Raw genomic sequence first — 22,857 nt, forward strand, 5'->3', positions numbered from 1 at the left:
CCCAACCATGTGGCCGCAATCAGACGGCCTTAGTCAGAACGCCGTGCGGGTGGACGCGGCTCGACGGACACGCCGCCCTTGGAGGCCAGCGGCACCAGTGTGATGGCCTCGGTCGCCGGCGCCTCCAACACCGCCGCCGGGGCAACCCAGGCCTTCGTGCCGCGCAGCAGAGCGGACAGCCCCCTATGCAGGAGCAGTTTCCTGGTGTGCACATCGATGAAGAGCAGATAGAAGATGAAGCCCAGCGCCACCAAGTACGCCAGCGTGGAGGCATGGAACTGCAGTTGCACGAAGGACCAAACCGAGAGCTGGTCCTGGGCCCCGAACACCACGAAGAACGTGATGATCACGTACAGGGACTTGATCTGCCAGTCATTGCGGATACCCGTGACGGCGAGGAACGGGATGAACCAGAGAACGTACCAAGGCTGGATGATCGGCGACAGCATCACCACCGCGGCAAAGGCCAGTGCCATCCGGCGGATCAGCTTTGAGTAGTCACCGCGGAACATCAGGAGAACCACCAGCCCGACGCCGGCATATTTGAGCCCCGTCCGCAGAATCCCAGCCAGCATCCCCCCGTGCAGACCGAGCACGTTGGCCAGAGCCTCCACCCGTTGCCCGAGGAACCCGGACGGTGAATAGCCGGTGTAGCCGGGGGTGGGATCCAGGATGGCCCAGACCCAGCCCAGTCCCAGGTTGTAAGGGATGCCGCTGAGCGCCAGCACGCCGAAGCTGATCGCCGCCGTCGCCCCCCAGAAGAGGAACTTCCTGCCCAGCGACGCGGCGGGACCGGCCCACAGCAGCGCGATGAAGGGCAGCAGCAGCACGGTGATCGGCTTGACACCGATGGACGCGGTCACCAGCAGGATGCCCCAGATCGGGCGTTTGGTGGCGGCGAGATAGGTGCCAGCGACGGCGAGCCCCACCATCAGCGCGTCATTGTGCGCACTGGCGACAAAGCTGATCAGGAAAAGCGGGTTTGCCACCGATATCCACAACGCGCGGGCGCCGCTGAGACCGTGCAGGCGCGCCAGCTTGGGCACGTAAAGCACACACAGGGCGACGCCGGCCACGGCGAGTAGCCGGAACAGGAAGACCGAGGTGTCGGGCTGGGCGCCGGTGAACTGCACGACGGCGCGTTCGAGCCAGAGGAAGTAGGGCCCGTACGGGGTCTTCGCTTCCGCCCAAGCCGGGTCCGCGCCGAGGGCAAACCAGTTGCTGAGCGCGGAAATACCCGTGGTGTAAGGGTTCAGGCCCTCCAGAACCAGCCTGCCCTGCCCGGTATAGGCGTAGACATCGCGGGAAAAGATCGGCACGGCGAAGAGCATCGGCGCCGACCACGCCCCGATCGCGATCACCACCGAGCGTAGGGCGCCCGGTCCCCAGTTCTGCAGCCGCTGACCCAGCCGGAGCCACGACCGCATCAGCAGCATCGCACCTAGGGTCAACAGCACCGTGGAGGTCGTGACGCCCCACCCCTCGGTCCGCAACGAGATGACCACGGGGTTGCGGACCATCGGCGAGCCGTTGGCAATCCAGCCGGCGCCGATGGAGCCGACAAACATCATCAGCGATCCGACAAAGCCCTCAACGATGGCGAAGTAGGCCTTCGGCTTGACGGGTTCGCCGGTCCCGCCCGCAGGCGAACCGGCCGGGCCCGACGGTGCAGCCACGGATGTGGCGTGCGATGCCGCCGCAGCCGGAGCTGTCGACGTAGGCTCGGGCACGGCCCCCACGACGCCGGGCTGCGGGGCCGACGGGTCGCCGTCGACCCCCGTCTCGGGCCGGTCTCCCGTGCTCACGCGCGAATCGCCTGCCGTCATTTTTCTACAGTCCTCTGGTGCCCTAAGGCGATCGTTCGCAGCTGGTCAATGGAGGGTCAGGGTTGAGTCAAGTGATGAGCCATTTTAGCACCGGGACACGCACGGGTCCGGGATCCAACGGGCATGTGACCAGCACCATCCGCCCGAGGTCCGGCGCCGGCGTCACGGTACATTTGACTGGTGCCTATATCAAACGAACGAATTGTATGGATTGACTGCGAGATGACGGGCCTGGACCTGAAGGCGGATGCCCTCATTGAGGTGGCGGTCCTGGTCACCGACTCGGAACTGAACATCCTGGGCGAAGGCCTGGACGTCGTGATCCGGCCGGAAGCCGAAGCGCTGGCCCAGATGAACGACTTTGTCAGGGACATGCACACCACCTCCAAGCTGCTCGACGAGCTCCCGCATGGCCTGTCCATGGCGGAGGCCGAGGCGCAGGTGCTCGCCTACATCAAGATGTATGTGCCGGAGCCAAAAAAGGCACCGCTGGGCGGCAACTCCGTCGGGACGGACAGGATGTTCCTGGCACGCGACATGCCCGCCGTCGTCGAGCATCTGCATTACCGCGTCGTTGACGTATCCACCATCAAGGAACTTTCCCGGCGCTGGTATGCCCGGGCCTACTTCCAGTCCCCGCCGAAGTTCGGCGGCCACCGTGCCCTGGGCGACATCCAGGACTCCATCAACGAACTGAAGTACTACCGCGAGGCGGTCTTCGTCCCGGCCCCGGGCCCCGATTCTGCCACCGCCAAAAAGATTTCGCAGCGGTTCAAGGGCTGATAGACGGCCTATTAACGGCTCTTTTTCGGCCGGAAAGCCCGGAATCCCGGGCATCGGGCAGAGCTAGCTGGGAACGGTCCGCAGAATATGTCACGAGTACCCCAAAACAGCAGGTAGACTATTTGCCGTTGCCTTATCCATTTCGGAGTCATCCGGAGCGGAACGGCGCATGGTGGGATTAGCTCAGTTGGCAGAGCGCCTGGTTGTGGTCCAGGAGGTCGCGGGTTCAACCCCCGTATCTCACCCCAAAGGTTGTGAGGGTGCTGCGAAAATGTGCCGCTCATGTCGACAAAGGCCGCGCTGGAAGTATCCGGTGCGGCCTTCGTCATGCCGAGGTGTTGTCTCAGTTTCATGGTTACGTGTTATCCCGAAGTGTCATCTGACGGTGGCCCTGTCCCGCGGCCGCCGGCCAGGAACCCCCCGTCCCGGAATGCAGGAGGAGCCTCCGACATGCAGCGCCATCTCTATGAGGAAGACCATGAACATTTCCGCGGCGTGGCGCAGGAGTTCAACGCGCGCGAAATTGCCCCGCACTACGCACAATGGGACGCTGACCATCTGATCTCCCGCCGGATGTGGACGGCAGCGGGCGACCAGGGGCTGCTGGGCCTGGCTGTCCCGGAGGATTTCGGCGGGATGGGCCTGACGGACTACCGGTTCCGCTCCGTGCTGGATGAGGAATTTGCCAATGCCAACCATCTCGCCGTCTCGCTGGCGTTCCACCTGCACGATGACATGGTGCTCCCACATCTGCTGGCCTACGGCTCGGAGGATCTGAAGGGCCGCTGGCTGCCCGGCATGGTCACCGGAGAGACGGTCACCGCAATCGCCATGACCGAGCCGGGTGCCGGCAGCGACCTGCGGGGGGTGCGCACCAAGGCTGTGCGGGACGGAGATGACTGGCTGATTTCCGGCCAAAAATCCTTCATTGGCAACGGAATTTCCGGCGACGCTGCACTGGTGCTGGCGCGGACCGACGGCGGCACCGGCCGCGGCGCCCGCGATTCCTATTCGTTGTTTATGGTTGGCAAGGGCGAGGGCTTCAGCACCGGCAATCAGCTGGACAAGATGGGCCTGAAGGCCTCCGATACCGCCGAGCTGTTCTTTGACAGCGTACGGGTGCCGGCCGGCGACCTGGTCGGCCAGCCCGGCCGGGGACTCGAATATGCGACCGCCCAGCTCCCACAGGGCCGGCTGGCGATCGCCGTGGCCGCCGCCGCCGTCGCCCGTTCCGTCTACCAAGCCACGGTGACCTATACCAAGGACCGCAACGCCTTTGGCGAGCGGATCATTGACTTCCAGAACACGCGGTTTGCAATGGCGGACATCCTGACGGAGGTCGAGGTCACCGAAGGCTATGTCGACAGGGCCATGCTGGCATTCAACGACGGCGGCCTGGACGCGGCGTCGGCGGCGCGCGTCAAGCTCTGGGCCAGCGAGCGGGTCAAGTCCATCACAGACCGCTGTCTGCAGCTGCACGGCGGCTACGGCTACATCCTGGAATACCCGGTGGCGCAGGCGTTCCTGGCGTCCCGGCTGCTGACCATTTTCGGCGGCACCAACGAGATCATGCGCGACGTCGTCGGGCGTGAGATTGCCCGCTGACCCCGCCGCCGTCCTCCGCTCACGCTCACCTTCACGCTCCAAGGGACCACAATGACCGTTCAGCCCATTACCATTTTGGGCGAGCCCGTCCTGCACCGCCGTGCCGACGAGGTCCGCACCTTCGACGACGCGCTCAAGTCCCTGGTTGCGGACATGTTCGAGACCATGGACGTGGCAAATGGCGTGGGGCTGGCCGCCCCGCAGATCGGGGTGGGGCTTCGGATCTTCACCTACCACATGGAGAATAACGACGGCGTTCCCGACCGTGGCGTGCTGGTTAACCCCTCGATTTCCCTCGGCAGGATCTCCGGCAAGGCCCCCGATCCGGAGGAGGAAACCGAAGGCTGTCTTTCCGTTCCCGGCGATCACTTTCCGCTTAAACGGGCCGAGTGGGCGCGGATCACGGGTTTCGACGCCGGCGGCAACCTGCTCGAGTTCGAGGCGACCGGGTGGTTCGCCCGCTGCATGCAGCACGAGTACGATCACTTGGACGGCAAACTGTACGTGGACCGGCTCAACGACCGTTATGCCCGCAAGGCCAAGCGGCTGACGAAGGAGCAGGGCTGGGGCGTCCCGGGGCTGACGTGGATGCCGGGCGTGGATCCGGACCCGTTCGGGCACTGAGGGAGTCCGTCCAGCCCATCCATCCCGGCGAGACCGCCGATCCCGTCTGGATTGGCGATCCCGTTGGATAGGCTGAGGACCATGACTTCCCCGCCGTCGCTGACCACCGACCAGATTCTGTCGTACCTGGCGGTGGAACCGGCCGACCGCCGCGACTGCGTGGCGCTGCTGCAGGGCTCTCCCGGCCCGGGCGCCGTCGTGGTTCTGGCTGCGCTGAACGAACGACTGGGCACGGCTTCCGGGGAGCCGCCCCGCCTCGAGGTGGCCGAGACAGACTGGATCGAAGGATTCCTCCGCTTCACCCCCGAGCTCGTCCAATGGCATGCGGAGCTCGGGATTCCGGATGGGGTCACCCGCGCGACGCTCGCCGATGTCGGCCGGAACCTGGACATCAACCGCCGTGTGCACGGGCGCTTCGGCCTGGACACCTTCCGCTGGCTCACGCATCATTACGCCGGAAGCATCTTCCAGCTCGGGCGGCTGCAGTACCTGATGCACCAGGGCCAGGACAGTCCTCCGGAAGCCGCGGCCGGCACCGGCGGGATTCCGGGGGCAGCCGCGGGCGAGTGGCTGCTGGGCATACATATTCCGGAATCCGGCGGCCTGGCTCCGCTCGCGGTGCAGGCAAGCCTGGAGCAGGCACGGCCGTTCTTCGCCCGTTATTTCCCGGAGCGGCCGGTCCGGATCGCCGACTGCGCTTCCTGGCTGCTGGACCCCTACATTCCCACCCACCTCGACGCGGACTCGAACATTGTCCGCTTCGCCCGCCGCTTCACCCCCTACTGCCGGCCCATTGACACCCCCACCGACGCGGTGTACTTCACCTTCCGGACCCGCAACATGACGGATCTGGCCGGCTTGCCGCGCCGCACGGCGCTGCAGCGGATGGTGCTGGAGCGGATCGACGACGGCGGCTGCTGGCAGCTGGCCTACGGTTACCTTCCGCTTCCCTAGAGTCATCGGGGGTCAACTGCGGTAAACTAGGTATTTTGGCCACCCCGCCCCGGCCTACTCACCACCACAGCACAGCACGGAACCAACGCAGCAGCGAAAGAAGCACAGTGTCCCAAGACGTCATCTCCCCCGCCCGTGTCAATGAGATCCGCGTCAATAAGATCACTGGCCAGGCGGCACGTCGGCGCACCTTCGCCGTAATTTCACACCCGGATGCGGGAAAGTCCACGCTCACCGAAGCCCTTGCCCTGCACGCCAAGGTTATCGGTACTGCCGGCGCCACCAACGGAAAATCGAACCGCAAGGACACAATTTCCGACTGGATGCAGATGGAAAAGGACCGCGGCATCTCGATCAGTTCCGCCGCGCTCCAGTTCTCCTACCGGGACACCGTAATCAACCTGCTGGACACTCCCGGCCACGCGGATTTCTCCGAGGACACCTACCGCGTGCTGGCCGCCGTCGACTGCGCCGTCATGCTTGTGGACGCCGCCAAGGGCCTGGAAACGCAGACCATGAAGCTGTTCGAAGTGTGCCGGCAGCGCGGGCTGCCGATCATCACGGTGATCAACAAGTGGGACAGGCCGGGACTGGACACCTTGGCGCTGATGGACGAAATCACCGAACGAACCGGTCTGCTGCCGATGCCCCTCACTTGGGCCGTCGGCATCGCCGGCGATTTCCGCGGCGTTTGGGATCTGAAGCGGGACCGCTTTGTCCGCTTCACCCGCAACAACAGCGGCGCCAATATCGCTTTGACAGAGTACTACACGCCGGCAGAGGCCGCCGTCAGCGAGGGGGACGTCTGGACCGACGCGGTGGACGAGGCCGGCCTGGTTTTGGATTCCAACCTGTCCTTCGACCCGGCGAGTTTCTATGCCGGCAAAGCCACACCGATCCTCTTCTCGTCGGCCGCGCTGAACTTCGGCGTCAAGGAACTGCTGGACACCCTGGTCGACTTCGCCCCGCCCGCGGCGCCCCGCCCCGACGTTGCGGGTGCCCTTCGGCCGGTGGCTGCGCCCTTCTCCGGCTTCGTCTTCAAGGTCCAGGCCGGGATGAACCAGGCGCACCGGGATCACGTTGCCTTCGTCCGCGTCTGCTCGGGGATCTTTGAGCGCGGCATGGTGGTCACGCAGACCCGCACCGGCAAGTCCTTTGCGACCAAATATGCCCAGCAGGTCTTCGGCCGTGAGCGCGAGGTAATTGACGAAGCTTTCCCAGGCGACGTCGTCGGACTTGTCAACGCCTCGGCGCTGCGTGTCGGCGACAGCCTCTATCTGGAAGATCCCGTCGAGTTCCCCGCCATCCCGCTGTTCGCCCCGGAACACTTCCAGGTTGCGCGGTCCAAGGACCCCAGCCGCTACAAGCAGTTCCGCCGCGGCATTGACCAGCTCGAACACGAGGGCGTCATCCAGGTGCTCCGTTCCGACCTGCGAGGAGACCAGGCACCCGTACTCGCAGCCGTCGGACCGATGCAGTTCGAGGTGGTGGAGGACCGCATGACGCACGACTTCAACGCGCCGATGCGCTTCGAGCGGCTGCCCTACACGCTCGCCCGGCTTACCACGGCAGAGGCCGTCGACACCCTGGGCCTGGTGCACGGCGCGGAGGTCCTGGTCCGCTCCGACGGCGAATATCTGGCGCTGTTCAACGACGTTTGGGCGCTTCGCCGGGTGGAGAAAAACAACCCGGACCTGACCCTGCTGGCCATCGGGACACAATCCCGCAGCGGGTCCTAAGGACCGGACGGCAGGCCTCCCAAATCCTGCGTCGCCCCGGCGGGGCACCCGGGGCATCGTCCCGGCGGCGTCATCGGGCCGCTAGTTTTCCTTCATCACCCGCTGCAGATCCTGCGCCGCGGTGGTCCGCAGCTCCTCCAGCTGGGTAAGCCGCTTGTGGTCAATGTCCCCTTTGGTGTAGTCGCGCTGCGCCTGCGTCAGCTGCCGATTGGCCTCGTCCAGATTATCCTGGGCCCTCTTGACGGGATCTACATGCTGAAAATTGCTCATACCCGCATCATTGCATCGTTTCCCTAACACCGCCAGAACGCCGCGCGGCTGCCAGCTGTGCCATCCGCGGCGTTCCGGGTTCAGGGACCATACCCGGACTCCAGCGTCTGCTGCCGGGGGCAGGCTGAGAGCACGCGTTTCATGGCATCCTTCTCCGCCTGCGTCAGCCAGAGCCGGTACGCGGCCTTCACAGAGATCTGCCGCGCCACATACCGGCAGCGGAACGCCCTGTTGGGCGGCAGCCAGGTGGCGGCGTCGCCGTCGCTCTTCTGGACGTTGGTGGGGCCATCCACGGCCAGCAGATTCAGCGGATCATTGGCCAGACTTTGGCGCTGCTCGACGGTAAGCTGCTGGGCCCCGGTCTGCCAAGCATTACCCAGCGCCACCACGTGGTCGATCTGAATGGCCTTACTGCTCTGCGCGCCCCGGCTGAAATCCAGCTCCTCGCCGGTATAGGGATCCGCCAGCTTGCCCGAAACCCACAGGCAACCCGAACCGGTGACCAGCTGCCCCTGCATCAGATCCCGGGCCAGAATGTCATTGCGCGTGTCGCAGCCGTTCCGGTCGACATCGAGCCACGCCTCGCCGAAGGCGAGCCGGTCGTAGGTGTTCCTCGGCGCCCGGCCCTTGACCTCCAGGATCTCGAGCACGCTCAGCGCCGCCGCCGAATGTACCCGCACAATCGGGCTACCGAGCCCTTTCCAACCAGACTCGACCACCAGCGGTCCCTGCTCCGCGAGCGTCGTAGAGACAGGATTGAGCGGCCCCCAGGTATAGAGCCACGCCAGCAGCGCCACGGCCAGAGCGAACGCGGGAACGGCGACGGCCAGCACCCGCGGCCGCCGTCCCGGCCGGACGGTACGGCGGGAATCCTGAGCGGACCCGGCGGGGCTGGCACTTCGGTGCCCAGAGGGGTTTGCACCCCGGTGCCCGGAGGAGCCGACGCGTTCGACGAGACCCGCACTGAGGAACCGGTGAGAACGGCCGGACCCGCGGGCGCGCCCGACTGATCGGGGAGACGTGGTTCCTGGTGACATCGCCGCTGCCTGAGTACTGGTGGAATGCTGACTGACTGCCACTCAGTGTAGGCAGGAGCCACGACACCGTGCCGACGATATCCACACCTTAAACCCGGGGTGCTCCAAATGGGGCAGGAATGCCGATTTGACCCCATTAAGCGCACCTCAGAGAGTCGGTGCGGGATAATAGATGCCGGCATTATGCGGAACTGGGGCTGTCGCGCGCCTGGACCTTTGGGCTGGATGGGTTGGCCGATACGCCGGGTTCTGTCATCCCGCTCCGTTACCAGCGCGGGAGTGGCGGCCATCCATCTACGAACGCCGTTGCCGACGCCCTCCAGCGGCCTACCCAGACACTCGGGCGAGCAGCCCTCAAACATGCCCTGTCTGGCCTTGCTCCCGGTGGGGTTTACCTAGCTTCCCTGGTCACCCAAGGAACTGGTGGTCTCTTACACCACCGTTTCACCCTTACCTGCCTGCACACGTGTTTCCACGCAGCGGGCGGGCGGTCTGTTTTCTGTGGCACTTTCCTGCGGGTTACCCCGAGTGGGCGTTACCCACCACCATGCTCTGTGGAGCCCGGACGTTCCTCGAGCCACTTTCGTGACGCGCGGCCGCCTGGCCAACCCATCCAGCTCTACAGTCTACTGCCCCACCGGCGGTGCCCGACGACGTGGATGCACGGCGACGACTGTGTCCGACGACGGCGGGCCGGCCGGCCGTCGTCGGGTCCGGTCTGTGGTCGCAACTGTACCTAGCGGACGGAGCAGGCCAAGGGACGCACCCGGTCCACGGCCGGGAAGGCCGGCGGATTCGCCCCGGCCATTTCCTCCATCACACGGACCACCTGGCAGCTGTAGCCGAATTCATTGTCGTACCAGACGTACAGCACCAAATGCTTATCCGTGCTGATCGTGGCCAGCCCATCCACAATCCCGGCGCGGCGCGAGCCGATAAAATCGGTGGACACGACCTCGGGGGAATCGATGAAGTCGATCTGCTTGTGCAAGTCCGAATGCAAGGACATATTGCGCAGGTAGGTGTTGATCTCTTCCTTGGTGGTGCCGCGCTCCAGCGTGAGGTTCAGGATCGCCATCGAGACATCGGGCGTGGGGACGCGGATCGAGTTGCCGGTCAGTTTCCCTGCCAGCTCCGGCAGCGCCTTGGCCACGGCTTTCGCCGCGCCGGTCTCGGTCAGCACCATGTTCAACGCGGCGGAACGGCCGCGGCGGTCACCTTTATGAAAGTTATCTGTAAGGTTCTGGTCGTTGGTGAACGAATGCACCGTCTCCACATGTCCGTGAATAATGCCGAACTTGTCGTTGACCGCTTTGAGCACGGGTGTGATGGCGTTGGTGGTGCAGGATGCGGCCGTGATGATTTTGTCCGTAACGCTGATGGCGTCGTGGTTGATGCCGTGCACGATGTTCTTCAGCTCGCCCTTGCCCGGGGCCGTGAGCAGCACGCGGGCAACGCCGCGGCTGAGCAGGTGCTGGGACAGGCCGTCGGCATCGCGCCAGCGGCCGGTATTGTCCACCACCAGGGCGTCATGAATGCCGAAGGCGGTGTAGTCGATGGTGGCGGGATTGTCCGAGTAGATGACCTGGATCAGCGTGCCGTTGGCCAGGATGGTGTTCTGCTCCTCATCCACCGTAATAGTGCCCACAAACGGGCCGTGCACGGAGTCGCGTCGCAGCAGGCTGGCCCGCTTGACCAGGTCCTGGTCCGAGCCGCGGCGAACCACAATGGCGCGCAGCCGCAGCCCGTCGCCGCCGCCGGCATGCTCGATCAGGATCCGTGCCAGCAGCCTGCCGATCCGTCCAAAGCCATAGAGCACGACGTCGGTGCTGTTGCGCTCGTCGGTGCCCTGGCGGTCGACGACGTCGGCCAGTTCGGCGCGCAGGAATTCGTCCCGCGTCCTGCCTGCACCTTCCTGCGCATAGAGGAGGTTCAGCTTGGCAAGATTGATCGAAGCCGGGCCCAGTTTCAGGGCGCTCAGCGCCTGGAGCAGCGGCAGCGTCTCCTCGGGGCGGAGTTCGACGTTGTCGACGTGGCGGGCGAAGCGGTGCGCCTTCAACACGCTGATGGCGGACTGGTTGATCAAGCTGCGGCCGTGGACAGAAATGACCACGTTGTTTTCCCGGTACAGCCGGCCGATCAGGCCAATCATTTCTTCGGCCAAGGCCTCGCGCCTGATCCAGATGTCCAGAGCTACATCAGAGGTCGGTTTCACAGATTTCCCTTTCCTGTCCCAACCGGAAACGCCTTCGGTGCCGGCCGCTTGCCGGATCCCCTCGGTGCGGACACGGCGCCCGGTCACGCGGCGCGGATTGCCGAACGTTCCGGGAAATTCATCCTGCGGTCAAACGCGGGATGAGGTGAGCGGTGAGTTTTCGGGCCGCCCTGCCCGCTATTCATTCTAGATGAGGTGGCGCCTGCATGGCTCATCGGATGGCCGAACGTGCTAAGGATCACGTCCAGGGAACGACCCGCACGTTCCGCGCGGCGACCGCGGTGCCGCACCGGTTAGGCTCATCGGGTGCGTATTCTGCTGCCGCCTTCCGAAGGCAAAACTCCGGTCCTCTCCGGCTTCCCCCTCCGTCTCGATGAGCTTCACTTCCCGGTGTTGAACGCCGCTCGGGCGCAGGTGATGGAGGCGCTGGCCCATGTTTCCGGCAAAGACGATGCGCTGACCCATTTGGGTGTCGGGGCATCGCTTGCTGTCGAGGTGGCCCGGAACATCCGGCTGGGGACCGAACCGGCGGCGGAAGCGCACCGGGTCTATTCCGGCGTGCTCTACGATGCGCTGGGCTACCGCACCCTCTCCGCCGCCCAGCGGCGCAAGGCGGACGAGGCAGTCGTCGTGATGTCCGGGCTGTGGGGTGTGATCGGCTTCGCGGACCGGATTCCGGCCTACCGCCTCTCGATGGCAGTCGGCCTGCCGGAACTGGGCAAGCTGGCGGCCTACTGGAAGCCGCGGCTGGCGCCGGCACTGGAGGAATTCGCTGCCGGGCATCTGCTGGTCGACTGCCGTTCCAGCACCTACGCCGCCGCCTGGGCTCCGCCGGCAGCCCAGACCGTGGCCGTGAATGTCTTTCGGGAGATCGACGGCAAACGGACCGTCGTTTCACATTTCGCCAAGCACACCCGCGGGGAGTTGGCACGCGAGCTGCTCACCCGACCGGGCAAGGCCCCACAGACGCCCGCACAGCTGCTCAAATTTGCCGGCACTCCCGCGTTTCACGGGCGCTGGGAGGCCGAACTCATCCCGGGGACGACACGGAAGGCACACTCGCTGAATCTCATCCTGCGCTAACAGCTTCTCCTCTGCCCGGATCGCCCGCCGCGCGGCCGGTGGCTGGTGGCTGGTCGCTGGCAGACCATCCTGCGCACCGTTGGGTGTCGGCGCGGCGCACGATCGACTCCTGCGCACTGTAGCGGGCCAACTCCGCGCAGCTTTAGCCGCACGGCCGACCCGGCAGCGTTTATGGCGGGTCGACCAGGGCGACAAGCTCAACCAGCGGGTTAGCCGGTCAGCTCCACTCCGCCGAGCGGACCAGGATGCAACCGGCGTCCGGGCACATGACGAGGTCGTCGTCGGCTGCCTTGCGGATGTCCGCGAGGTCTCCCGGACTAAGTTGCATCCCGGAGCCCTCCGAAGTTCCGTGGAAAAGCCTCGCCGCGCCGATTCCGCGTTTGGTCAAAGCCCGTTCGTAGATGGCCAACAACGCGGCATCGAAGGACGCCGCGAGTGCGGTCCGGTCCCGGACCACGGCCGAACGCTCTGCGGAAACCTCGGCCAACTGCGCATCCACGTCATTGCGGATGGTACCGAGCGAGCCGTCAATGTCATCCACCACGCCCTGCTGCTTGGCCGCCCGGGCCGCGGAGCCCTCGAGCCGTTCCATCAGCTCCAGCTCAATGTCCTCAAGAGTGGAGCGCCGCCGGGCGAGCGATTCGAGCTCCTTCTGCCAAGCGACCAGATCCTTGGAGAGGCCGCTGCCGCTGTTGAGCCGGGCCTCGTCACGGGTTATCCGGGTGGCGACCTGCTCCACATCTGTCTCGGCACGGGTCAGTTCACGCTGGGTGTCGGCCGCCTCGGTGGTCCGGACGACCAGGTCGCTTTGTGCCACGGCCAGGCCGGCGTACAGATCGGTCAGACGCGGGTCTTCCCGCAGTATTTTGGCGCGGTTGTCCAGCTGCTTGATCTTCGCGTCCAGTGCCTGCAATTCCAGCAAACGTAACTGCTCCGCGGGTTCTGCCTTCGCCATCGAAATCCTCTCGGTGTGCCGGCGCCCAGCAAAACGCGGCCGCCCTTCTACGTCCTAGGTTACGTCCAACCCGCGCCGCCACCGCCCAGTCCCGGTGTCAGGATGAAATCCCACGGATCGGTGTTGGTCTGGCTGACGACAAGTTCGACGTCGAATTCCTGGTCCCTGAGCACGTTGCCGAGCGCTCGTGCCGCCGCCGGGAGCCAGAGCCACTCGCTGGCAAAATGCGACAGGTCGATCAGGTAGGGACGGCCGTTGACGGCAGACTCCCGGGCCTCCGAGGCGGGATGGTGGCGCAGATCCGCCGTGACGTAAACGTCGGCCCCACTGGCCCGGACCTCGTCGAAGAGGCTGTCACCGGCGCCCCCACAGACGGCAACCCGGCGCACCAGCCCCTGCCGGTCCCCCGCTACGCGCACTCCTCCGGCGACGGAGGGCAGCACCCGGAAAACGTGTTCGGCAAAATCACCCAGGCTCATGATCCCCGGCAGCTCCCCCACCCGGCCGATGCCTTCCTCCGGCAATCCGAGCGTCGCCGGGGTGAGCGGCGATACCGCCGTCAACCCCAGAGCATCGGCCAACACATCCGAGACTCCGCCGACGGCGCTGTCCCCGTTGGTGTGGACGGTCAGCAGGGCGCAGCCCCCTTCTATCAGCCGGTGCACTGCCCGGCCTTTGCCGCTGGTGGCGGCGACCGATTTAGCCCCTTTAAGCAGCAGCGGATGGTGGGTGATGAGCAGCTGCGCTCCCCAGTCAAGGGCCTCGTCGATGACTTCCAGGTTGGGGTCAACCGCGAACATGATCCGCTCCACGGTGGCATCGGGGCGCCCGACCACCAGACCAACGGCGTCCCAATCCTCCGCCAGAGATTCCGGCCAGAGCTCCTCCACCGCGAGCAGAACGTCGGCCAATCCCGGCCGGGACGCCGGTGGAGCCCCGGTTTCCGCGCGCGCCTCGCCCGCGCTCCCACTGAACTGCGTGCCGCCGTCGTCGTCCGCTTTATCCACCGGTTCCATGCGTCCCATTCTTCCGTAGGTCCGGCTCCCATTGTCCAACATAAGACGCGGACCGCGCGGGCGCCGCGGCAATTTCCGTGCCGCGGGAATCTTCTGGGCCGCCCGGACATTGATACAGGATATGAAGACATTTGTGCTCGGCGGAGGTTGTTTCTGGTGTTTGGATGCCTTGTATCAGCAGACCCTGGGGGTGACGGACGTGGTCTCCGGCTATACCGGCGGCCATGTGCGCCGTCCCGGCTACTATGACGTCTGCAACGGGATGACCGGCCATGCCGAAGTGGTGGCCGTTTCCTTTGACGAGAACATCGTTCCCGAGGAAGTGATCCTGGACATGTTCTTTGTCTCCCACGATCCCACCACGCTGAACCGGCAAGGGTACGACGTGGGCACGCAGTACCGTTCATCGATGTTCTACGCCGACGCCGTGCAGGAGGAAGCCTTCAGCGCCGCCATTGAGCGGAACCAGACCCATTGGGATAAGCCCATCGTCACCGAGGTGACGCGTCTGCCGGAGTTCTATGTGGCCGAGGAGGAACATCAGAACTTTTACGCGAAACGCCCGGAGCAGGGCTATTGCCAGGTGATTATCAATCCGAAGCTGGCCAAGGCCCGGAAATATTACTCTTCGTGGCTTGCGGCTTAGCCCGATCATCACCGCGCTGAATAAACTGGCGTTATATATGCTTACGGCAATTTTCCCTGCAGAGAAGAAGGTATAAATCAATGGGCCGCATTTACGACGACGTCACGCAGCTGGTGGGCAGCACGCCTCTGGTGCGTCTGAACCGTCTCACCGAAGGTCTGGATGCCACGGTGGCCGTGAAGCTGGAGTTCTATAACCCGGCCAACAGCGTCAAGGACCGGATCGGTGTGGCGATCGTTGATGCCGCGGAAAAGGCCGGTGCGCTCCAGGTCGGCGGAACGATCGTGGAGGGCACCTCCGGCAACACCGGGATCGCGCTGGCGATGGTGGGCGCTGCCCGCGGCTACAAGGTCATCCTGACCATGCCGGAGACCATGTCCACCGAGCGCCGGGTCATGTTGCGCGCCTACGGGGCCGAAATTGTACTCACGCCCGGGTCCGAGGGCATGCGCGGCGCCGTCGAGAAGGCCGAGGCAATCGTGGCCAGCACGGAAAACTCGGTCCTGGCCCGGCAGTTCGCCAATCCGGCCAACGCCGAGATCCACCGCACCACCACGGCGGAGGAAATCTGGGAAGACACCAACGGTGCCATTGACATCTTTGTGGCCGGCATCGGCACGGGCGGAACCATCACCGGCGTGGGCCAGGTCCTCAAGGGACGCAAGCCCGGAATCCAGATTGTCGCGGTAGAGCCCAAGGACTCCGCCATCCTCAACGGCGGCGCCCCCGGACCGCACAAGATCCAGGGCCTCGGCGCGAACTTCATTCCGGAGGTGCTGGACCGCGAGATCTACGACGAGGTGCTTGACGCCACGATCGAGGACTCGGTCCGGGTGGCGAGGGCACTGGGCACCGAGGAGGGCATCCTGGGCGGCATCTCCTCGGGCGCTGCCGTCTGGGGCGCCTTGGAGCTGGCCAAACGCCCGGAGAATGCCGGCAAACTGATCGTTGCGGTGGTTCCGGACTTCGGTGAGCGCTACATCTCCACTGTCCTTTACGACGACATCCGGGGCTGATCCTCCCGCGGCGCGGCGGCAGCCGCGGACTGCGGCAGCCGCAGAAAACCTACGCGCACCGTGGCCGGGGGGATCTAGGCGCAACATTGCCAGGGAACATCCGCCCGAAACACTGCCGGGGAACATTCAGCCGGCGAACATTCAACTGAAGGAAGTTCGTGACTTTACTCGTTCGGGCCGTCGCCCGGTTACGTGAGGACCTCGAAGCCGCCCGGTCGCACGACCCGGCGGCACGTGGTTCCTTCGAAAACTTCTTTGTCTACTCCGGCCTACACGCGATCTGGGTGCACCGGCTGACGCACAGAATGTGGGCCCACCCGGCGCTGAGGTTTCCCGCCCGGGCTCTGTCCCAGCTGGCCCGGTCTTCCACCGGCATCGAAATCCATCCAGGAGCCACGGTGGGGCGGCGCTTCTTCATCGACCACGGCATGGGCGTGGTCATCGGGGAAACAGCAGAGATCGGTGACGACGTGATGATCTACCACGGCGTCACTCTCGGTGGCCGCTCGCTGGCCAAGATCAAACGGCACCCGACCATCGGGGACCGCGTCACCATCGGTGCCGGCGCCAAGGTGTTGGGTCCCATCACCATAGGTGCCGGAAGCGCTATCGGCGCTAACGCCGTCGTCGTTAAGGATGCACCGGCAGATTCCATCATCACTGGCATCCCTGCGAAATGGCGGCACCGCGATGCGGCACGGGAGTCCGCCCCGGCCGTGGACCCGGCCGAGTACATCGATCCGGCCATGTACATCTGAGGCAGCAGACGCGTCAGCGCGTCGAGTAGCGAAGCACCTCATCGCCCCGCGATACCAGCCGCAGGCCGGCATTACCCAGCGAGTGTTGGGATGCCGGATTATTCGGCATCGTCTCCGCATGGACATGGGATGCCCCGGAGGAAAGTGCCCAGGCCGTCAGCGCGGCCAGGGCCTCGGCCGCATAGCCTTTCCCCCGCGCGCCCACGGCGGCACCGTCGATCCGGCGGCGGATTTGGTAGTACGCCCACAGCGCCGGCTCGGCGGTGGAGGGTTTCCCCCGAGGCCGGCCGCCAGCGCTCGCGGTCGCCGTCGCCGTCGAACGGATAATCTGCGGCCCAGATATCCCTCGGCAGGGCAGTCCCGGCGTGGATCCTTGCGCTTCGGCCAGCGTGACGGGGTGCAGGATGAGTCGCGCGGTGAGGATACCAAGGGAGCCGGCCATTCAGAGAGTCTAACTAGGCGTTGGGGTCCATGGTGGTTACACCAAGGCTGCTCCAGGCATTCAGCAGCCGGCGGTCTCTACTCGCCGCCGCGAAGTCCGTGTCCGTGAAGCCAGCAGCAGCTGCACAGTGCACGGAATCATAGCCGCTCAGGCCGTAGCGTCGAGCCAACTGCCCCGCCTCCCGCATCAGCAGATCGTCCAGTTCCCGGATATGACAAAGTCCCCATACCAAGCCCATCCGGGCAAGCGCGTCATCGTGCTGACTGTCGGTCAAACGACCGAGACGCCCGGCCTGCGCCAAGGCCGCGGACGCCTCTGTAAAGACCAGACGGGTCACCACCCGAGCCTCAGCGGCGGCCCACAAACGCCGGCACCGTTGAGTACCGGGTTCGGTGATGAACAACGGCAGGAACACCGAGGTGTCAAAGTAGGCAATCACCGTCGCTGCTCATCGACAAAGTCACTGACCGTCCCGGCGATGCCGATGGGTTCCGGAAGATCTCCCCCGGCCGTAGCGGGAGGCCGCAACAATCCACCCGCGAGCAGCACCTCAAAGGCCGATGATCCCTCCATCGGAACAATCCGGGCAATTGCCCGACCATGGTCAGTGATGGTCACGGACTCGCCCGCGCTAACGGCGCGCAAGTGCCGGCTGAGCGAGTCCCTCAGGTCCCGTATTCCAATATCCATGGCCGCCTCCGGTTCCTCGCAAATATTTCTGGCGTCTTTGATGCGCTTAATTGTAGCCACAACTGCCCTGCACACGCACCGACCAGCAGGTCTCCTCATCGATAACGCAATTAAGGCCCATGTCCTTGAAAAACATGGGCCTTAAATGCGTCACCGATGAGTGTGGGGCGGTTAGTGGGTGTCCACCGCTTCGACCTCGGACTTGTCCTCGCCCCAGAGTGTGTGGAACGTGCCGTCACCGTCAACGCGATGGTAGGTGTGCGCACCGAACAGATCGCGCAGTCCCTGCGTCAGCGCTGCCGGCAGCCGCTTGCGCCGCAGCCCGTCGTAATAAGCAAGCGACGATGAGAAGACCGGAACCGGAATGCCCAGCTGCACGGCGGTCGCCACCACACGGCGCCAGGCCGGCAGGGCGCCCGCAATGGCCTCGCTGAACGCGGGCGCGAACAACAGGTTCGCCGGCTTATCCTGCGCCGAGTAAGCCTTGGTGATGTCCTTGAGCAGCTCCGCGCGGATGATGCAGCCGCCGCGCCACAGACCGGCAATCTCGTCCAGCTTCAGGTCCCAGTTGTATTCCTTGGCCGCACCGGTGAGCATATCCAGGCCCTGCGCGTAGCTGACCAGCTTGGACGCGAACAAGGCCTGCCGGACGTCCTCGACGAAGCCCTCGCCCACGGTGATGCTTTCCTCGTGGCCGGCGAGCTTGTCCTGCGCCTCGGTGCGTTGCGCCGTTTGCGAGGACAGCGCCCGCGCAAAAACGGACTCGGCAATGCCCGACGTCGGCGAACCCAGTTCGAGCGCGGAGATGACAGTCCAGCGGCCGGTACCTTTCTGGCCCGCGGCGTCGACGACGACGTCAACAAACGGGCTGCCCGTCTTGGCGTCGGTGTGGGCCAGGACCTCGGCCGCGATCTCGATCAGGAACGAAGCCAGCTCGCCCTTGTTCCACTCGGTGAAGATCTTCGCCTGCTCGGCCGGCTCGATGCCGGCGCCGGCGCGCAATAGATCGAAAGCCTCGCCAATGACCTGCATGTCCGCGTACTCGATGCCGTTGTGCACCATCTTCACAAAGTGGCCGGCACCGTCCGTGCCGATCCACGCGCAGCACGGCTTGCCGTCCACGTGCGCGGAGATTTTCTCCAGCAGGGGGCCCAGTGCGTCATAGGACTCACGCGATCCGCCCGGCATGATGGAGGGGCCGTTCAGCGCGCCCTCCTCACCGCCGGAAACACCGATGCCCACGAAATGCAGGTCCTTCTGAGCCAGTGCGGCTTCGCGGCGGCGGGTGTCCTGGAAGTGCGAGTTACCAGCGTCAATGACAATGTCGCCAGGTTCCAGCAGCGGCTCCAAGGCCTCGATCACCGAATCCACCGGCGCACCGGCCTTGACCATGATCAGCACCCGGCGGGGCTTCTCCAGCGAGTCCACCAGTTCCTGCAGGGTCTCGGTGCGAACGAAATCTCCGTCGCCTCCGTGCTTTTCCAGCAGCGCGTCGGTTTTGGCAACCGAGCGGTTGTGCAGCGCGACTGTGAAGCCGTTGCGGGCCAGATTCCGGGCCAGGTTCGCCCCCATAACAGCCAGACCCGTTACGCCGATTTGTGCAGACATACATCCTCCATAATTAGTTTTGGACATTTACCTCCAGCCTAGCCCGGAGGTCACGCAACCAGAAGAAAACTCCGTTTCATGAATCAGAATGTGACGTGCGGGTATCCGTAACGGTCCAGCCGAGTCACGGGCTGACCCTGCGTCAGTGGCGAAACTTCAGCAGTACCTTGCCGCAGGCCGCGGAATCCATGGCCACCTCGAAGGCCTCCAGACCCCGGTTCAGGGCGAACTCGTGGGTCACCACCGGATCAACGAAGAGCGAACCATCCGCCAGCGCCTTGATGACCTCATCATTTTCATCGTTGAACCGGAAGGAGCCGACCAGCTCAAGCTCGCGGGTGATGGTCACGGGCTGCGGCCCCGAAGGCAGCAGCCCGACCATGACCACCATGCCGCCGCGCGCCGCTCCGTTGATCGCCGAGGCGAGGCCGTGGTGGCTGCCCGACGACTCGATCACGATGTCGGCCTCGACGGCCGCTTCCTTCCACCGGGCCGCTGCCGTCCGCCGCCGGCACCGCGACGACCCCCACGACTTCGTGGCCAAGGATCAGGGGAGCCTTCAGGATCGATTCGCCGGCCGCCCCCTCCAGCCAGTAATGCAGGTCAGAGCCGCAGACGCCGCCGTACACAATTTCCACCACGGCTTCGTCGGCACCGGGCTGCTTCAGCGCCACTTTTCAAGCCGCAGATCTCCGGCCCCGTGAGCCACCACCGCCGGGGCGCTGGCCGGCAGCCCGCCGGCGGCGGGAGACTTCGTCACCGGTTCGGACACCGCGCCGGGATCAAGGTCCGCCCCTGTTGGATCGTTCATCGTTACACCACCACCGTCATGCCGCCGTCGATGAATATTGTCTGACCGTTCACAAAACCGGCTGCGTCTGAGGCCAGCCAGACAACCGGCCCGATCAGGTCCTGAACCGTACCCCAGCGCCGCGCCGGCGTCCTGCCCAGAATCCAGGAATTGAACTCTTCATCGTCCACCAGATTCTGGGTCATCTCGGTATGAATAGACCCCGGCGCAATGCCGTTTATCTGGAGTCCACTGGCCGCTCATTCTGCTGTCATGGCGCGGGTTAGATTCCGCAGCCCGCCCTTGGCCGCGATGGAAGGAGCGATGGTCGGGCGCGCCAGTTCCGTCTGGACGGAACAGATGTTGATGATCTTTCCACGGCCGCGCTCGATCATCGAGCGGGCAGCTTCCCTGCCGACCAGAAATGCGCTGGTGAGGTACGTGCCCAGGACCCTGTCCCAATCCTTCACATCGAGATCCAGCATGGGAACGCGGTGCTGAATAACCGCGTTGTTGATCAGAATCTCCAGGTCCCCGACATTCGTGTGAATCCAGCGGACGCCGTCGGCCGCGGCCGTTGCGTCGGTGATGTCGAAGGCACAGCTGCGGATCCGGCCGGCGGGAAAGTCCGCAGCCAGCGCGGCTGCACTGGCTTCCAGCCGTTCGGGGTTGACGCCGTGCAGCACCACCGTAGCCCCAGCTTCGGCCAGGCCCCTGGCCAATGCGTTGCCGATCCCCGGCTGGATCCCGTTACCAAGGCCACCCGCCCGTCCAGTCTGAAAAGGCCGTTCATCCTGTTGTCTCCTTGTTGTGCCTGAAAAGTTGTGCCTGAAAAGTTGTGCCTGAAGGGTTCCGGTCTGAAGGGTTCCGGCCGGAACCCGGACGGATTAGCCGGAGCCTGGACGGATCAGCCGAGGCGCCGATCGCTGAGATTGGCAATAGTTTCACGCACACCACGGCCAGGTCAGACTCCCCCAGCCCCTGATCCTTTAGCCTTCCGTAGATGCCTTGCGCCGCAGTGGCCAAGGGGACCACGGTGCCGCTCTGCCGCGCGCTGTCGAGCACGAAGGTCAGGTCCTTGTGCATAAACTTTGCCGGCCCCGTTGCCTTGTAGTCTTTGGCCGCCGGACGGTGCTGCCCATCGCCTCGAACAGGGGCCGCAGCCTGGTGAAATCCTGCTCCGACGCGCCCGCCAAGATGGCCAGAGTCCCGGCCTGCGCTCCCGTTCTGCCGCCGCTGACCGGGGCGTCCACGACGACGGCGTTGCCCGCGCTGGCCGCATGAACAGTTGCACCGAATTCGCGCACGGCCACCGGGGAGACACTGCTCATGATGACGACGACGGTTCCCGGCTCGGGTGCCCTGGCGCGCCAAGCGGTAAGGAGCCCGGCGCCGGCTTCCTCTATGTCCGCCAGATCCGGCAGCATGAAGATAATGATCGGTTCGCGGTGAAGTTCGGCCACGGATCCGACCCTGTGCCCGCCCTCGGCAGTGAGCTCCGCCAGCGCGGGCTCGGAACGGTTCCAGGCAGTGATCCGCCAGCCCGCCCGAAGCAGGTTGGCGGCCATCGGGGCGCCCATCAGGCCCAGACCTACGAAACCGGCGGTGCGATCAGTCATCAGCGGGGTGGACCTCTTCTGGCAGCGGAAGTTCTCGGAGAACTCCGGGGAGTGGAACGATGTGACATTTGTTCAACATCCTTGCCACAATTCAGTATGATGAACACCATGACCTCCGACGAACTGACAGTAGCGATCGCCGTCCCCCTCGAAACCGAGTACGTGGACCGCATCCGCGCCGCCCACCCCTCCGTTAAGGTGCTGCACGAGCCCGACCTGCTGCCACCGGAACGATTCCCCGCCGATCATGCCGGGGACCCGGACTTCCAGCGGACAACGGAACAGGAGGAACGGTACTGGGCCATGCTCCGAGCCGCCGACATTCTCTACGGCTTCCCGAACGAGAATCCTGCCGGTCTGGCCACCATAGCGGAAGGCAATCAGCGGCTGCAGTGGATCCAGGCCATGGCCGCCGGCGCCGGCGGCGCCGTCAAAGCATCCGGCGTTAACACCGCGATACTGCAGCGGATCAGAATCACCACCTCTGCCGGCGTGCATGCGCTCCCGCTGGCGGAATTTGCGTTGTTGGGCGTCCTGAACGGATTTAAGCGCACGGCAGAGCTCGCGCAGGACCAGCACACCAAGACGTGGCCGGAGCTGCGGACCCCGACCAGACTGGTCAACGGCTCCCGGCTGGTCATTGCCGGACTCGGCGAAATCGGTCTCGAGACCGCCCGGCTGGCCCGCGCCCTGGGGATGAGGGTGAGCGGGACAAAGCGCACGGTGGAAGCGCTGGAGGGGATCGACCACGTGTCGGACAACGGCGGCCTGCCGGATCTGCTCGCCTCCGCGGACGCCGTCGTCAATACGCTACCCGGCACCCCGTACACCGAGAAGCTGTTCAATCACGAGATCTTCAGTGCCATGAAGCCGGGCACCGTGTTCGTCAACGTCGGGCGCGGCACGGTGGTCGACGAGGATGCCTTACTGGAAGCCCTGGACAACGGCCAGGTCTCCTATGCGTGCCTTGACGTGTTCGCCGTCGAACCTCTTCCGGCGGACAGCCCGCTCTGGGAACATCCCCGCGTCATGGTATCCCCGCACACCTCCGCCCTCAGCGCCGCGGAGAACAGGCTCATCGCCGAGCGCTTCACCGGCAATCTTGGGATCTTCCTGGCCGGTGGAGAGCTGCCGCATCTGGTGGATCCGGTGCACTTCTACTAACCACCTGACAGTGACTC

Annotated in this window: 23 protein-coding genes, 1 tRNA gene, 1 other RNA gene and 2 pseudogenes; 11 read left to right on the forward strand and 16 right to left on the reverse strand. The window is 65.0% G+C overall.

Annotated elements, in window-relative coordinates; genetic code table 11:
- Positions 1 to 29 precede the first annotated feature (29 nt).
- On the reverse strand, positions 30 to 1,730 hold the full coding sequence (gene mptB / locus QMG52_RS13330) for a polyprenol phosphomannose-dependent alpha 1,6 mannosyltransferase MptB (RefSeq protein WP_502920530.1): 1,701 nt from the start codon (positions 1,728 to 1,730) through the stop codon (positions 30 to 32).
- A gap of 276 nt (positions 1,731 to 2,006) precedes the next feature.
- Between mptB and orn the strand changes: the two genes are divergently transcribed.
- From orn to QMG52_RS13360, 6 genes are all read left to right on the forward strand, one after another.
- Positions 2,007 to 2,609 carry an oligoribonuclease gene (gene orn, locus QMG52_RS13335; protein ID WP_283560882.1) on the forward strand — a complete coding sequence of 201 codons (603 nt, stop codon included), beginning with the start codon at positions 2,007 to 2,009 and terminating at the stop codon, positions 2,607 to 2,609.
- A gap of 172 nt (positions 2,610 to 2,781) precedes the next feature.
- Positions 2,782 to 2,857, forward strand: a tRNA-His gene (locus QMG52_RS13340).
- A 202-nt stretch (positions 2,858 to 3,059) separates the two neighbouring features.
- Complete coding sequence (locus QMG52_RS13345) at positions 3,060 to 4,214, forward strand: acyl-CoA dehydrogenase family protein (RefSeq protein WP_283560883.1); 1,155 nt, start codon at positions 3,060 to 3,062, stop codon at positions 4,212 to 4,214.
- Between the two features lie 51 nt (positions 4,215 to 4,265).
- Positions 4,266 to 4,838 carry a peptide deformylase gene (gene def / locus QMG52_RS13350; protein ID WP_283560884.1) on the forward strand — a complete coding sequence of 191 codons (573 nt, stop codon included), beginning with the start codon at positions 4,266 to 4,268 and terminating at the stop codon, positions 4,836 to 4,838.
- Positions 4,839 to 4,919: 81 nt separating this feature from the next.
- A complete protein-coding gene (locus QMG52_RS13355) occupies positions 4,920 to 5,792 on the forward strand; it encodes an acyltransferase domain-containing protein (RefSeq protein ID WP_283560885.1) in 873 nt (290 codons plus the stop codon).
- Positions 5,793 to 5,899: 107 nt separating this feature from the next.
- On the forward strand, positions 5,900 to 7,531 hold the full coding sequence (locus QMG52_RS13360; RefSeq protein ID WP_283560886.1) for a peptide chain release factor 3: 1,632 nt from the start codon (positions 5,900 to 5,902) through the stop codon (positions 7,529 to 7,531).
- Between the two features lie 81 nt (positions 7,532 to 7,612).
- Here QMG52_RS13360 and QMG52_RS13365 read toward each other — a convergent pair whose 3' ends face one another.
- From QMG52_RS13365 to QMG52_RS13380, 4 genes are all read right to left on the reverse strand, one after another.
- On the reverse strand, positions 7,613 to 7,801 hold the full coding sequence (locus QMG52_RS13365; protein WP_283560887.1) for a hypothetical protein: 189 nt from the start codon (positions 7,799 to 7,801) through the stop codon (positions 7,613 to 7,615).
- Positions 7,802 to 7,881: 80 nt separating this feature from the next.
- Positions 7,882 to 8,838, reverse strand: a complete 957-nt coding sequence (locus QMG52_RS13370; RefSeq protein ID WP_349361720.1) for an HNH endonuclease family protein — start codon at positions 8,836 to 8,838, stop codon at positions 7,882 to 7,884.
- 222 nt (positions 8,839 to 9,060) lie between these two features.
- Positions 9,061 to 9,450: RNase P RNA component class A (rnpB, locus tag QMG52_RS13375), an RNA gene on the reverse strand.
- 124 nt (positions 9,451 to 9,574) lie between these two features.
- Positions 9,575 to 11,053, reverse strand: coding sequence for a glyceraldehyde-3-phosphate dehydrogenase (locus tag QMG52_RS13380; protein ID WP_283560888.1), 1,479 nt, complete (start codon positions 11,051 to 11,053; stop codon positions 9,575 to 9,577).
- Between the two features lie 306 nt (positions 11,054 to 11,359).
- Between QMG52_RS13380 and QMG52_RS13385 the strand changes: the two genes are divergently transcribed.
- A complete protein-coding gene (locus QMG52_RS13385; protein WP_283560889.1) occupies positions 11,360 to 12,136 on the forward strand; it encodes a YaaA family protein in 777 nt (258 codons plus the stop codon).
- A 217-nt stretch (positions 12,137 to 12,353) separates the two neighbouring features.
- On the opposite strand, the gene QMG52_RS13390 is transcribed toward QMG52_RS13385, so the two are convergent.
- Entirely contained in the window at positions 12,354 to 13,091 is a 738-nt protein-coding gene (locus tag QMG52_RS13390) for a zinc ribbon domain-containing protein (RefSeq protein WP_283560890.1), read from the reverse strand.
- A gap of 59 nt (positions 13,092 to 13,150) precedes the next feature.
- Positions 13,151 to 14,107 (reverse strand): Nif3-like dinuclear metal center hexameric protein, encoded by a 957-nt coding sequence (locus tag QMG52_RS13395; RefSeq protein ID WP_283560891.1) that lies wholly within the window; start codon positions 14,105 to 14,107, stop codon positions 13,151 to 13,153.
- A 121-nt stretch (positions 14,108 to 14,228) separates the two neighbouring features.
- Between QMG52_RS13395 and msrA the strand changes: the two genes are divergently transcribed.
- From msrA to epsC, 3 genes are all read left to right on the forward strand, one after another.
- Complete coding sequence (gene msrA, locus QMG52_RS13400; RefSeq protein WP_283560892.1) at positions 14,229 to 14,753, forward strand: peptide-methionine (S)-S-oxide reductase MsrA; 525 nt, start codon at positions 14,229 to 14,231, stop codon at positions 14,751 to 14,753.
- Positions 14,754 to 14,833: 80 nt separating this feature from the next.
- Positions 14,834 to 15,769, forward strand: a complete 936-nt coding sequence (cysK, locus tag QMG52_RS13405; RefSeq protein ID WP_283560893.1) for a cysteine synthase A — start codon at positions 14,834 to 14,836, stop codon at positions 15,767 to 15,769.
- 158 nt (positions 15,770 to 15,927) lie between these two features.
- Complete coding sequence (gene epsC / locus QMG52_RS13410) at positions 15,928 to 16,527, forward strand: serine O-acetyltransferase EpsC (RefSeq protein ID WP_283560894.1); 600 nt, start codon at positions 15,928 to 15,930, stop codon at positions 16,525 to 16,527.
- Between the two features lie 13 nt (positions 16,528 to 16,540).
- On the opposite strand, the gene QMG52_RS13415 is transcribed toward epsC, so the two are convergent.
- The 9 genes and pseudogenes from QMG52_RS13415 to QMG52_RS13445 all read right to left on the reverse strand — a co-directional run bounded on the left by QMG52_RS13415 (position 16,541) and on the right by QMG52_RS13445 (position 21,676).
- Entirely contained in the window at positions 16,541 to 16,969 is a 429-nt protein-coding gene (locus tag QMG52_RS13415; protein ID WP_283560895.1) for a GNAT family N-acetyltransferase, read from the reverse strand.
- Between the two features lie 13 nt (positions 16,970 to 16,982).
- On the reverse strand, positions 16,983 to 17,408 hold the full coding sequence (locus QMG52_RS13420; RefSeq protein ID WP_283560896.1) for a type II toxin-antitoxin system VapC family toxin: 426 nt from the start codon (positions 17,406 to 17,408) through the stop codon (positions 16,983 to 16,985).
- Complete coding sequence (locus tag QMG52_RS13425) at positions 17,405 to 17,719, reverse strand: type II toxin-antitoxin system Phd/YefM family antitoxin (protein ID WP_283560897.1); 315 nt, start codon at positions 17,717 to 17,719, stop codon at positions 17,405 to 17,407. Before QMG52_RS13425 ends, QMG52_RS13420 begins: the two co-directional genes overlap by 4 nt.
- A gap of 111 nt (positions 17,720 to 17,830) precedes the next feature.
- Positions 17,831 to 19,267: an NADP-dependent phosphogluconate dehydrogenase gene (gene gnd / locus QMG52_RS13430; protein ID WP_283560898.1), complete on the reverse strand. Its 1,437-nt coding sequence runs from the start codon at positions 19,265 to 19,267 to the stop codon at positions 17,831 to 17,833.
- Positions 19,268 to 19,409: 142 nt separating this feature from the next.
- Positions 19,410 to 19,811, reverse strand: coding sequence for a zinc-binding dehydrogenase (locus tag QMG52_RS13435; protein WP_502920526.1), 402 nt, complete (start codon positions 19,809 to 19,811; stop codon positions 19,410 to 19,412).
- Between the two features lie 16 nt (positions 19,812 to 19,827).
- Positions 19,828 to 19,941 (reverse strand): annotated as a pseudogene (locus tag QMG52_RS22340) (L-idonate 5-dehydrogenase); the annotation flags it as partial.
- Positions 19,932 to 20,078 (reverse strand): hypothetical protein, encoded by a 147-nt coding sequence (locus tag QMG52_RS22345; RefSeq protein ID WP_502920527.1) that lies wholly within the window; start codon positions 20,076 to 20,078, stop codon positions 19,932 to 19,934. The gene QMG52_RS22345 and the pseudogene QMG52_RS22340, both read right to left, overlap by 10 nt.
- 2 nt (positions 20,079 to 20,080) lie before the next feature.
- Positions 20,081 to 20,850 (reverse strand): annotated as a pseudogene (locus tag QMG52_RS13440) (SDR family oxidoreductase).
- Positions 20,851 to 21,127: 277 nt separating this feature from the next.
- Positions 21,128 to 21,676: an NAD(P)-dependent oxidoreductase gene (locus tag QMG52_RS13445; protein ID WP_349361723.1), complete on the reverse strand. Its 549-nt coding sequence runs from the start codon at positions 21,674 to 21,676 to the stop codon at positions 21,128 to 21,130.
- A 96-nt stretch (positions 21,677 to 21,772) separates the two neighbouring features.
- Between QMG52_RS13445 and QMG52_RS13450 the strand changes: the two genes are divergently transcribed.
- Entirely contained in the window at positions 21,773 to 22,840 is a 1,068-nt protein-coding gene (locus QMG52_RS13450; RefSeq protein ID WP_283560899.1) for a D-2-hydroxyacid dehydrogenase, read from the forward strand.
- The last annotated feature ends 17 nt before the right edge of the window (positions 22,841 to 22,857 follow it).

This window comes from Paenarthrobacter sp. PH39-S1, assembly GCF_030063245.1.
Lineage (GTDB): Bacteria > Actinomycetota > Actinomycetes > Actinomycetales > Micrococcaceae > Arthrobacter_M.